Below are 11,713 nucleotides of genomic sequence, written 5' to 3'. Positions count from 1 at the left end.
CCCGCCGTTTGGGCTATGGTATCCGCACTTGACGGGCCGTCCGCGTGACGCTTACGTCATGGCGGCCGGACGCAGCGGAGCCTAGCCGCTCACCGGCGTTCCGCCAAGAGCTTCAGAGACTTGATCACCAGCGACTTTGGGTTTCCGCAGAGGGAAGGGCACGGGTCCGCCGCATGTCGCAGAACATCGTCTACAGCCTGACCGCGCTGATGGCGCTGCTGCCGGCGTCCCTCTACCCCTACCATCGGATCGCGGGGCAGGGGGCGGACGGGCGGTCCGCCTATTTCTGGGGCGCACTGGCGTTGGGCTTCGCCGGGCCGGCGGCCTGGGCGCTGACCCAGGTGGCGGGACGCTGGCACACCGGCCTGTCCACCGCGCTGTGGATCACCATCGCCGCCTGCATGCTCCTGTTCATGGCGATGAGCGCGTTGACCCGGTCGGCGTGGCGGCTGTCGCCGCTGCTGCTGCCCTATCTGCTGACCGTCGGCGCCTTCGCGACGCTGGCCCAGCAGGCCCCGGCGCCGGTGCTGCGCGGCGGGGCTCCGGGCATCTGGATCGACCTGCACATCGCCGTTTCGGTCATCACCTACGCGCTGCTGACCATGGCCGCCGTGGCGTCGCTCGCCGCCTTCCTTCAGGAGCGGGCGCTGAAGTCGAAACGGCCGACGCCGCTGACCCGTTTCCTGCCTCCGGTGGCGGAAAGCGAGCGGATGCAACTCCACCTTCTCGCCGCGTCGGAAGCGGTCCTGGGCGCCGGTCTCGCCACGGGAATGGCGGTGCTCTATTACGAAACCGGCGCGCTGTTGCGCGCCGACCACAAGACGCTGCTGTCGGTTGCCAGCTTCGTCGTCATCGGCGGGTTGCTGCTCGCCCACGCCCGCACCGGCGTGCGCGGGCGGATGGCCGCGCGTCTCGTGCTGATCGCCTATCTGCTGCTGACCCTCGCCTATCCGGGTGTCAAGTTCGTCACCGACGTCCTGCTCGGCTAGCTGCTGCGCATGACGGCCACCGTGGCGCTCGCGGTATGTGCACTTGCAACATGCCGAAACGCTGTGCTACCGTGCACAAATTCTCATCATATCGCAAATGTGCCCATCATGTGGGCAGGTGAACATGGCCATTCAGATCGGCACCATCTCGCTTGAGGGTCCGGTGATCCTCGCCCCTATGTCCGGCGTCACCGACCTGCCGTTCCGGCGGCTGGTGAAGCAGTCGGGCTGCGGACTGGTCGTGTCCGAGATGGTCGCTAGTCAGGCGATGATCCGCGAGAACCGCCAGACGCTGCGCATGGTCGAGTGCGAGCCGGAGCAGTTCCCCATGGCGGTCCAACTCGCCGGCTGCGAGCCCGACGTGATGGCCGAGGCGGCGAAGCTGAACGAGGACCGCGGGGCGGCCATCGTCGACATCAATTTCGGCTGCCCGGTGAAGAAGGTGGTCAACGGCCACGCCGGTTCCTCCCTGATGCGGGACGAGGCGCTCGCCGCTCGCATCCTGAAGGCCACGGTGAAGGCGGTTTCCATCCCCGTGACGCTGAAGATGCGCAAGGGTTGGGACGAGACGAGCCTGAACGCGCCGCGGCTGGCCCGCATCGCGGAGGAGTGCGGGATCAAGCTGGTCACCGTCCACGGCCGCACCCGCGAGCAGTTCTACAACGGCACTGCCGACTGGTCCTTCATCCGCTCCGTGAAAGAGGCGGTGTCGATCCCGGTGGTGGTCAACGGTGACATCGCGTCCTTCGACGCCGTGGACCGCGCGCTTGCCGAGTCCGGCGCCGATGGGGTGATGATCGGGCGCGGCAGCTACGGGCGCCCCTGGTTCCCCGCCCAGGTGATGCATTACCTGCGCACCGGCGACAAGCTGCCCGACCCGCCGCTCGACCGGCAGCTCGACACGCTGCTGGAGCATTACGACGCCATGCTGACCCATTACGGAGTCGAGGGCGGGCTGCGCGTCGCCCGCAAGCACATCTCCTGGTACTCCACGGGCCTGCGTGATTCCGCCGAATTCCGCTCGGAGGTCAACCGCATGTCCGATCCCGAACGAGTGCGCGGCTTCATCCGCGACTTCTACGCCCCGGCGATCGAAAGGATGGCTGCCTGATGGCCCGTGCATCTGCCGCTGCTCCACTGCCCCGCCGCCAAGCGCGGCCCCGTGCGCCCTCCGGTTCCTATCGCCCCGTCCGCCCCTGCATCGATCCGTCCGTCATGCTGAACGCGCTCCCCGACCCGGTTCTGGTCGTCGACGGAGCCGGCGACATCCGCTACGTCAATCTGGAGGCGCAGGAGTTCTTCGGCCTGTCGGCCGCCATGATGGAAGGCATGCCCCTGGCGGAGCTGTTGCCGCCCAACAGCCCGGTCAGCCAGCTGATCGAGCAGGTCCAGCAGGGCCGGCACCGCGCCTCGCAGGAGGGCGTCATCATCGACACGCCGCGCATCGGCCCGCACCACGTCACTGTGCGGGTGACCGCCTTGGGGGAGCCCGCCGACCATGTGCTGCTGACGGTCAACGAGCGCACGCTGGCCCGCAAGATCGACAACTCCCTGACCCACCGCAACGCCGCCCGCTCGGTCACCGCCATGGCGTCGATGCTCGGGCACGAGGTCAAGAACCCGCTGTCGGGCATCCGCGGCGCGGCGCAGCTCCTGGAGGAGAACTGCAGCGAGTCCGACCGCGTGCTGACCCGGCTGATTTGCGACGAGGCCGACCGCATCGTTGCCCTGGTCAACCGGATGGAGGTCTTCTCCGACCAGCGCCCGCTGGAACGCGACGCGGTGAACATCCACACCGTTCTGGAGCATGTCCGCAAGGTCGCCCAGAGCGGCTTCGCCCGGAACATCCGTTTCATCGAGCGCTACGACCCGTCGTTGCCTCCGGTTTATGGCAACCGCGACCAGCTCATCCAGATTTTCCTCAACCTGATTAAAAATGCGGCAGAGGCTGCACCGGAATCGGGCGGCGAGATCATTCTCAGCACATCTTATCAGCACGGCGTCCGCATGGCTCTGCCTGGCGGCGACACCCGGCTGCACCTGCCGTTGCTAGTGTCCGTTCAGGATAATGGGGACGGCATACCCGACGACCTGCGCTCCAACCTGTTCGATGCCTTCATCACGACCAAGGTGAATGGGACTGGCCTGGGGCTTGCATTGGTAGCCAAAATCGTCGGCGACCATGGCGGCGTCATCGAATTTGACAGCCAGCCGCGCCGCACCGTCTTCAAGGTCTCGCTACCCATGTTCGATGAAGCGCAGATGAGCGGCGATCCTGCACCGGCCAGAGGCATCCGAGGGGCCATCGGATGAGTGCAGCCACGATCCTGGTTGCGGACGACGACCGCGCCATCCGCACCGTTCTGACCCAGGCGCTCGCCCGCCTCGGGCACGAGGTGCGCACCACCGGCAACGCCTCCACGCTCTGGCGCTGGGTGGCGGACGGGCAGGGCGACCTCATCATCACCGACGTGGTGATGCCCGACGAGAACGGGCTGGACCTGATTCCGCGGATCAAGAAGATCCGGCCCGATCTGCGCGTCATCGTGATGAGCGCGCAGAACACGCTCATCACCGCCGTGAAGGCGGCGGAGCGCGGAGCGTTCGAATATCTGCCCAAGCCCTTCGACCTGAAAGAACTGGTCTCGGTCGTCGAGCGGGCGCTGAACTCCAACACGCCGCTGGCGGCACTTCCCGCCGATTCGTCGGAGGCGGACGAGCAGCTTCCCCTGATCGGCCGTTCGCCGGCCATGCAGGAGATCTACCGCGTCCTTGCCCGTTTGATGGGCACCGACCTGACGGTGACGATCACCGGCGAGTCGGGCACCGGCAAGGAGTTGGTGGCCCGCGCGCTTCACGACTACGGCAAGCGCCGCAACGGCCCCTTCGTCGCCATCAACATGGCGGCCATCCCGCGCGAGCTGATCGAGTCCGAGCTGTTCGGCCACGAAAAGGGCGCCTTCACCGGGGCCACCAACCGCTCCACCGGCCGGTTCGAGCAGGCGCAGGGCGGCACCCTGTTCCTCGACGAGATCGGCGACATGCCGCTGGAGGCGCAGACCCGCCTGCTGCGCGTGCTTCAGGAGGGCGAGTACACCACGGTCGGCGGGCGTACACCGATCAAGACGGACGTACGTATCGTCGCCGCGACCCACCGCGACCTGCGCACATTGATCCGCCAGGGACTGTTCCGCGAGGATCTGTTCTACCGTCTGTGCGTCGTTCCCATCCGTCTGCCGCCGTTGCGCGAGCGTACGGAGGACGTGCCCCTTCTGGTCCGCCACTTCCTGAACCAGTGCTCGGCCCAAGGGCTGCCGGTGAAGAGCATCGACCAGCCCGCCATGGACCGGCTGAAGCGCTACCGCTGGCCGGGCAACGTGCGCGAGTTGGAGAACCTCGTCCGCCGCCTCGCCGCGCTCTATTCGCAGGAGGTCATCGGGCTGGACGTGGTGGAGGCGGAGCTTGCCGACACCACGCCCGCTGCCCAGCCGGTGGAGGAGCCGCAGGGCGAGGGGCTGTCCGCCGCCGTGGAACGGCACCTGAAGGACTATTTCGCCGCGCACAAGGACGGCATGCCGTCGAACGGCCTGTACGACCGGGTGCTGCGCGAGGTGGAGCGGCCGCTGATCGCGCTCAGCCTCTCGGCGACGCGGGGCAACCAGATCAAGGCGGCGCAACTGCTCGGCCTCAACCGCAACACGCTGCGCAAGAAGATCCGCGACCTCGACATCCAAGTGGTGCGCGGGCTGAAATGATCCGACGCCCGGCGGGTCGGCCGGGCGTCGCTCCCATCCCACAGCGTGTTGTTTTTGCGACAGGCTTCCGGCGCCTCTGCCGTTCGCAATGCTCCTTAGGGACTGTGCGAAAGGCAGAGGGGTTGCCGCTTGGCAGGACGGCAACAGCTCGTGTATCATTCTGGCAACAGACTGGTTGCCGGATTGATGTCGCCCACACCCCCTGAAACCGCCACGCCGCTTTGGCAACAGTTCCTTCGCTGGGCAACCCGGGTCGGGTTGGCGAAGCGGCTTGCCTTTGCGCTGTCGTTGGCCGCTCTGGTGGCGGGCTTTGCGACCTACACGGCGCTGACGGAGAGCGCGCCCTTCGGGGAAACCAACCCGCGCACCGTCACGTGGCTGCTGACCCTCGATCTGGCGCTCCTGCTCCTGCTCGGCGTGCTGATCGCGCGGCGCATCGTCTATCTTTGGATCGGGCGGCGGCGCGGTCTGGCCGGGTCGCAGATGCATGTGCGACTGGTCGCGGTGTTCAGCCTGCTCGCCGTCGCGCCGGCCATCATCATGGCCATCTTCTCGACGGTCTTCTTCTATGTCGGCGTGCAGTCCTGGTTCAGCGAGCGGGTGCGCACCGCGGTGAACGAATCGCTGGCGGTCGCCAGCGCCTATCTGCACGAGCACCAGCAGAACATCCGCGCCGACGCGCTCGCCATGGCGAACGACCTGAACCAGGAGGCGGCGCGCCTCGCCAGCGATCCCGAGCGGTTCGAGCAGGTTGTCGCCACCCAGGCGATGCTGCGCGCCCTGTCGGAGGCCATCGTCTTCAACGGGACGACCGGCGCCATCGTCGCGCGGTCCGGCTACACCTTCGCGCTCGAGTTCGACCCGATCCCCGATGACAAGCTCGCCACCGCCCGCCGCGGCGAGGTGGCGATGATCGTCAGCGAGAACGACGACCGCGTGCGCGCCCTGGTCCGGCTCGACCGCTTCGCCGACACCTATCTCTATGTCGGCCGCATGGTCGAGCCGCGCGTGCTCTCCCACATGGCTTCTGCGGAAGGGGCGGTGCGGGAATTCGGAGCGCTGGAAAGCCAGCGCGGCAGCCTGCAGATCACCTTCACCCTGATCTTCCTCGTGGTCGCCCTGCTGTTGCTGCTGGCGGCGGTGTGGGCGGGGCTGATCTTCGCGACGCGGCTGGCGCGGCCGATCAGCGCCCTGATCGGTGCCGCGGAGCGGGTGCGCGCAGGCGATCTGACCGTGCGGGTGACCGAGCCGCCCGCCGAGGACGAGCTTGGCCTGCTGTCGCGCGCCTTCAACCGCATGACGACGGAGATCGAAAGCCAGCGGCACGAGCTTCTCTCGGCCAACCGCCTGATCGACGAGCGCCGCCGCTTTACGGAAACGGTGCTGGGTGGCGTGTCGGCAGGCGTCATCGGGTTGAACGCCGAAGGGCGCATCACCCTGCCCAACTTCTCGGCCGCGCGCCTTCTTGGCGTCGAGGACGCGGAAAGCCTGATCGGGATGAAGCTGGCCGAACTGTCGCCGGAGATGGGAGAGCTTCTGGACCACGCGCCGGGCCGACCCGGCCGGGTGGTGCAGGACCAGATCCAGATCCGCCGTCCCGGCACGACGCCGCTGACCCTGCTCGTCCGCATCTCCACCGAAGGGCGGGGCAGCGGGGAAATCCGCGGCTATGTCGTCACCTTCGACGACATCACCGAACTGGTCTCCGCCCAGCGCAAGGCCGCCTGGGCCGACGTCGCCCGCCGCATCGCCCACGAGATCAAGAACCCGCTGACGCCGATCCAGCTCTCCGCCGAACGGCTGCGCCGCAAGTACCTGAAGGAGATCACCAGCGACACCGAGGTCTTCACCATGTGCACGGACACCATCGTCCGTCAGGTGGACGACATCCGGCGCATGGTGGACGAGTTCTCGGCCTTCGCGCGCATGCCGCAGCCGGTGATGAAGCCCTGCAATCTCAACGATCTCGTCCGGCAGGCGGTGTTCCTGCAATCCAGCGCGCACGCCGGGAAGATCAAGTTCGACATGGGGCTTCCCCAGGGGCCGCTGACCGTGCCCTGCGACAGCCGGCAGATCAGCCAGGCGCTGACCAACCTGCTGCAGAACGCCGCGGACGCCATCGAAGGGCGCCCGCCGCCTGCCGAGGGTATGGAACTGCCGCCCGGCCACGTGTCCATCCGGGTCGAGGCCGATGCCGAGCGCATCGCCGTGATCGTCGAGGACAATGGCAAGGGTCTGCCGACCGAGGAGCGCGACCGGCTGACCGAGCCCTACGTGACGACGCGCGCCAAAGGCACGGGACTGGGGCTGGCAATCGTCAAGAAGATCATGGAGGACCACGGCGGCGTGCTGACCCTGGAGGACCGCGAAGGCGGCGGGGCGCGCGTCGGTCTGGTCATCCCCAACACGTCCACCAGCTCCGGCACGGCCGCGGGCGACGCCTCCGGCGGCGTTGGCACGCCGGCGGAGACCGGTGAAGAGAAGAGGCACGCAGCCCATGGCGCATGACATTCTGATCGTCGATGACGAAGCGGACATCCGGATGCTGATCGCCGGCATCCTGAACGACGAAGGCATGAAGACGCGCGAGGCCGCCGACGCCGATCAGGCGTTCGCCCAGGTTTCCGCTCGCCGACCGAGCCTCGTGGTTTTGGACATCTGGCTCCAAGGCAGCCGGCTCGACGGGCTTCAGATCCTCGAACAGCTCATGCGCGATCACCGGAATCTGCCGATCATCATGATCTCCGGCCACGGCAACATCGAAACCGCCGTTTCGGCGATCAAGATCGGCGCCTACGACTTCATCGAGAAGCCCTTCAAGGCCGACCGGCTGCTGCTGATGGTGGACCGTGCCATCGAGGCGGCCCGGCTGAAGCGCGAGAACGAGGAGCTGAAGCTGCGGGCCGGCGGCGAAGTGGAACTGATCGGCCGGTCCACCGCCGTCAACCACGTCCGCCAGAGCATCGAGAAGGTGTCGCCTACCGGCAGCCGCGTCCTCGTCACCGGCCCCGCCGGCTCCGGCAAGGAGGTGGTGGCCCGGTTGATCCACGCGCGGTCGCGCCGGGCCGGCGGTCCCTTCGTCGGGCTGAACTGCGCCACCATGCGTCCCGACCGGCTGGAGATGGAGCTGTTCGGAACGGAAGCCGGGGTGGACGGCGGCGGGCGCAAGATCGGCACCTTCGAGCAGGCGCACGGCGGCACGCTGCTGCTCGACGAGGTCGCCGACATGCCGTTGGAAACCCAGGGCAAGATCGTCCGCGCCCTGCAGGAGCAGGTGTTCGAGCGGGTCGGCGGCGGCCAGCGGGTCGAGGTGGACGTGCGAGTCGTCGCGACCTCCAACCGCGACCTCCAGGCGGAGATCGACCAGGGCCGCTTCCGCCAGGACCTGTTCTACCGCCTCGCCGTCGTGCCGATCCGTGTGCCCTCGCTGGCCGAGCGGCGCGAGGACATCCCGCTGCTGGCCCGCCATTTCATGCAACGCTCCGCCGAAGCCGCCGGCCTGCCGGCCCGCGACTTCGGCGAAGACGCCATGGCCGCGCTTCAGGCCTACGACTGGCCGGGCAACGTGCGGCAGCTGCGCAACGTCGTGGATTGGCTGCTCATCATGGCGCAGGGCGACCCCAAGGAGCCGATCCGCGCCGACCAGCTTCCGCCGGAGATCGGCGCCATCACCCCCACGGTCCTGAAATGGGACAAGGGTGGCGAGATCATGGGCCTGCCGCTCCGCGAGGCGCGCGAGGTGTTCGAGCGCGAGTATTTGCTGGCCCAGGTGACGCGCTTCGGCGGCAACATTTCCCGCACCGCCTCATTCGTGGGGATGGAGCGCTCCGCCCTGCACCGCAAGCTGAAATCGCTCGGCGTGCACGGCAGCGAGAAGGGCAAGCTGTTCGTGGAATGAGCGCGTCGGCGACGCCGGCAGGGCAGGGAAGGGTGCAAAGGCCGTGAAGGTCATCGTATGCGGAGCCGGGCAGGTCGGCTCGAACATCGCGCGCTATCTGGCGTCCGAGGGCAACAACGTTACGGTGATCGACCATTCGCCGGAGCTCATCCAGCGGATCAGCGACACGCTCGACGTGCAGGCCATGGTCGGCCACGCCTCGCACCCTGACGTTCTGGAGGCGGCGGGGGCGGGCGAGACCGACATGATCATCGCGGTCACCCAGATCGACGAGATCAACATGGTCGCCTGCGAGGTCGCGCACGCCCTATTCAAGGTGCCGACCAAAATTGCCCGGGTGCGCAACCAGAGCTATCTGAAGCCGATCTGGGCTGACCTGTTCAGCCGCGACCACATGCCGATCGACGTCATCATCTCGCCGGAGATCGCGGTGGCGCGGGCCATCGCCCGCCGGCTCCAGGTGCCGGGCGCCTTCGACATGATCCCGCTGGCGGACGGCAAGGTCCGCGTCGTCGGCGTGCTGTGCACGGAGACCTGTCCGGTGCTGCACACGCCGCTGCGCCAGTTGACCGGCCTGTTCCCCGATCTCGGGCTGGAGGTGGTGGCGATCATCCGCAACGACCGGTCCTTCATCCCCGGTGGCGACGACCAGATGCTGCCCGGCGACGAGGTCTATTTCGCCTGCGACAACCGCCACCTGAACCGCGCCATGGCCGCCTTCGGCCATGAGGAGGTGGAGGCCCGCCGTATCATCATCCTGGGCGGCGGCAACATCGGGCTGTGCCTGGCGGAGGAACTGGAGGCCAAGTACCCCCAGGTCAGCGCCCGCATCATCGAGATGAACCGCAGCCGCGCCCAGTATGTGGCGCAGCGCCTGTCGCGCACCATGGTGCTGCATGGCGACGGGCTGGACCCGGAGATCCTGGAGGAGGCCAATGTCCGGGCCACCGAAACGGTGGTCGCCGTGACCAACGACGACGAGGGCAACATCCTGTCCTCGCTGCTCGCCAAGCGGCATGGGGCGAAGCGCGCCATCACGCTGATCAACAAGGCGTCCTACACCTCGCTGGTGTCGCCGCTGGGAATCGACGCGGTGGTCAGCCCGCGCGCCATCACCGTATCGAACATTCTCCAGCACGTCCGGCGCGGCCGCATCCGCGCGGTGCACAGCCTGCGCGACGGCTTCGCCGAGGTGATCGAGGCGGAGGCGCTGGAGACTTCCGCGGTGGTGAACACGCCGCTGCGGGAGGTGAAGCTGCCCTCCGGAGTCATCGTCGGCGCGATCGTGCGCGGCGACGAGGTCATCATCCCACGCCCGGCCACGGTGATCCGCCCGAAGGACCGCGTCATCATCCTCGCCACCGCCGGTCAGGTGAAAAAGGTGGAGAAGATGTTCGCCGTCCGGCTTGAATTTTTCTAAGCGCCTCCCGTATCGTTTATTCCACCAACAAAAAGAATCTCCATGGCTCGATGGGCATACGTCAACGGCCGTTACCTGCCGCACCGGCAGGCCGCGGTCCATGTGGAAGACCGCGGCTTCCAGTTCGCCGATGGCGTCTATGAGGTGGTCACCCTCCTCGACGGGCGCTTCGCGGACCTGGACGGCCATATGGAACGTCTGGGCCGCAGCCTGTCGGAACTGCGCATGGATTGGCCGGCGGCGCCCCGCGTCGTCACGATGATCGCCCGCGAACTGGTGCGGCGGAACAGCGTCCGCAACGGCTCGCTGTACATCCAGGTTACCCGCGGCGTCGCGCCGCGCGACTTCAAGTTCCCGGCGGACATCCCCGCGACCCTGGTGATGACCGTCAAGCGGGTCACCGCCTTCGCCAAGCCGGAGCAACTCGAGCAGGGTGTGGCCGTGGTGACGGTGCCCGACATCCGTTGGGGCCGACGCGACATCAAGACGGTCGGCCTCCTCGCGCCCGTGCTGGCCAAGCAGCAGGCCGCCGAATCGGGCGCCTACGAGGCGTGGCTGATCGACCCGGACGGTACCGTGACGGAGGGGTCCTCTTCCAACGCCTGGATCGTCACGCAGGACGGTGTGCTGGTGACCCGCGCGCCCTCGCAGAAGATCCTGAACGGCATCACCCGCCTGTCGCTCCTGCGGCTGGCCGGCGAGCGGGGCATCCCGGTGGAGGAGCGCAGCTTCACCGTGGAGGAGGCGCTCGCCGCCCGCGAGGCCTTCGTGTCCTCCGCCGGCACCTTTGCGCTGCCGGTGACCCGCATCGACGGGAAGCCGGTGGGCGAGGGCAGGCCGGGGCCGGTCACCCGGACGCTGCGTCAGGCCTATTTGGATTATGTGGCCGCCGGTGTGCCGTCATGAGCGACGCCACCGCCGTCATCGACCGTCTGCCGGTCCTGCCGCGCGCCGTCCTCTACGACTGGGACAACACGCTGGTCGATAATTGGGGCACCGTGCGCGCCGCGCTGAACCACGCGCTGCTCACCTTCGGCCATCCGGCCTGGACGGAGGAGGAGGCGCGGGAGCGCATCAAGCAGTCGCTGCGCGACAGTTTCCCCCGCATCTTCGGGGAGCGCTGGATAGACGCGCGCGACCTTTTCTACGCCTATTTCTCGGCGCATCACCTGGAGCATCTCCGGCCCTTGCCGGGTGCCGAATCCCTGCTGCGCGGCTTCGCCGAGCGCGGGATCTATCAGGCGGTGGTGTCGAACAAGACCGGCCGCTTCCTGCGGGCGGAAGCCGACGCGCTGGGCTGGACCGGCTATTTCGGCCGTCTGGTCGGCGCCCAGGACGCCGAATTCGACAAGCCGCACGGCGCACCGGTGCTGATGGCGCTGGAACCGGCGAACATTCCGCCGGGCCCGGACGTCTGGTTCGTGGGGGACGCCGACATCGACATGGAATGTGCCCATGGCGCAGGAATGGTCCCGGTGCTAATAGGGGCGGGCGAGGGCAGCGGCTTCACCCGCTTTCCTCCGGCCCATCGGTACGACACGTGCCATGCATTGTGCGGGTTGGTGGGCGGCGGTGGTGACACCATATCGGATGACCAGTAGTCGAGACGGTTGCGACCAACCATACCTTATCGCTGCAGGGGGCGGGCTTC

The 11,713-nt window shown here is 67.7% G+C and carries 9 protein-coding genes; all 9 read left to right on the top strand.

The features are described from left to right. Positions 1 to 173: 173 nt before the first annotated feature. Positions 174 to 989: a cytochrome C assembly family protein gene (locus AC1DVI_RS04235; RefSeq protein WP_476956878.1), complete on the top strand. Its 816-nt coding sequence runs from the start codon at positions 174 to 176 to the stop codon at positions 987 to 989. Positions 990 to 1,113: 124 nt separating this feature from the next. Further along, positions 1,114 to 2,100, top strand: coding sequence for a tRNA dihydrouridine synthase DusB (gene dusB / locus AC1DVI_RS04230; protein ID WP_476956877.1), 987 nt, complete (start codon positions 1,114 to 1,116; stop codon positions 2,098 to 2,100). After that, positions 2,100 to 3,302 (top strand): two-component system sensor histidine kinase NtrB, encoded by a 1,203-nt coding sequence (locus tag AC1DVI_RS04225; RefSeq protein ID WP_476956876.1) that lies wholly within the window; start codon positions 2,100 to 2,102, stop codon positions 3,300 to 3,302. The genes dusB and AC1DVI_RS04225 overlap by 1 nt, the downstream gene beginning before the upstream one ends. After that, on the top strand, positions 3,299 to 4,744 hold the full coding sequence (gene ntrC, locus AC1DVI_RS04220) for a nitrogen regulation protein NR(I) (RefSeq protein WP_476956875.1): 1,446 nt from the start codon (positions 3,299 to 3,301) through the stop codon (positions 4,742 to 4,744). The genes AC1DVI_RS04225 and ntrC overlap by 4 nt, the downstream gene beginning before the upstream one ends. Positions 4,745 to 4,930: 186 nt before the next feature. Then, positions 4,931 to 7,252: a sensor histidine kinase NtrY-like gene (locus tag AC1DVI_RS04215; RefSeq protein WP_149165005.1), complete on the top strand. Its 2,322-nt coding sequence runs from the start codon at positions 4,931 to 4,933 to the stop codon at positions 7,250 to 7,252. Further along, positions 7,242 to 8,642 carry a nitrogen assimilation response regulator NtrX gene (gene ntrX / locus AC1DVI_RS04210; RefSeq protein ID WP_149165006.1) on the top strand — a complete coding sequence of 467 codons (1,401 nt, stop codon included), beginning with the start codon at positions 7,242 to 7,244 and terminating at the stop codon, positions 8,640 to 8,642. Before AC1DVI_RS04215 ends, ntrX begins: the two co-directional genes overlap by 11 nt. Before the next feature lie 43 nt (positions 8,643 to 8,685). Next, on the top strand, positions 8,686 to 10,062 hold the full coding sequence (trkA, locus tag AC1DVI_RS04205) for a Trk system potassium transporter TrkA (RefSeq protein ID WP_149165007.1): 1,377 nt from the start codon (positions 8,686 to 8,688) through the stop codon (positions 10,060 to 10,062). A 42-nt stretch (positions 10,063 to 10,104) separates the two neighbouring features. After that, positions 10,105 to 10,968, top strand: coding sequence for a D-amino-acid transaminase (locus AC1DVI_RS04200; RefSeq protein ID WP_476956874.1), 864 nt, complete (start codon positions 10,105 to 10,107; stop codon positions 10,966 to 10,968). Continuing rightward, positions 10,965 to 11,663, top strand: a complete 699-nt coding sequence (locus tag AC1DVI_RS04195; RefSeq protein ID WP_476956873.1) for an HAD family hydrolase — start codon at positions 10,965 to 10,967, stop codon at positions 11,661 to 11,663. The genes AC1DVI_RS04200 and AC1DVI_RS04195 overlap by 4 nt, the downstream gene beginning before the upstream one ends. Positions 11,664 to 11,713: the final 50 nt, after the last annotated feature.

The sequence above is a fragment of the Azospirillum sp. P4_B5 genome, from assembly GCF_056402275.1.
This window is presented reverse-complemented; position numbering and strand designations above follow the sequence as displayed.

Excerpts from the sequence above, each read along its gene's own strand:
- ntrX (WP_149165006.1), top strand. The coding sequence starts at position 7,242 with ATGGCGCATGACATTCTGATCGTCGATGACGAAGCGGACATCCGGATG.
- AC1DVI_RS04200 (WP_476956874.1), top strand. The coding sequence starts at position 10,105 with ATGGCTCGATGGGCATACGTCAACGGCCGTTACCTGCCGCACCGGCAG.
- ntrC (WP_476956875.1), top strand. The coding sequence starts at position 3,299 with ATGAGTGCAGCCACGATCCTGGTTGCGGACGACGACCGCGCCATCCGC.
- AC1DVI_RS04215 (WP_149165005.1), top strand. The coding sequence starts at position 4,931 with ATGTCGCCCACACCCCCTGAAACCGCCACGCCGCTTTGGCAACAGTTC.
- AC1DVI_RS04225 (WP_476956876.1), top strand. The coding sequence starts at position 2,100 with ATGGCCCGTGCATCTGCCGCTGCTCCACTGCCCCGCCGCCAAGCGCGG.
- AC1DVI_RS04235 (WP_476956878.1), top strand. The coding sequence starts at position 174 with ATGTCGCAGAACATCGTCTACAGCCTGACCGCGCTGATGGCGCTGCTG.
- AC1DVI_RS04195 (WP_476956873.1), top strand. The coding sequence starts at position 10,965 with ATGAGCGACGCCACCGCCGTCATCGACCGTCTGCCGGTCCTGCCGCGC.
- dusB (WP_476956877.1), top strand. The coding sequence starts at position 1,114 with ATGGCCATTCAGATCGGCACCATCTCGCTTGAGGGTCCGGTGATCCTC.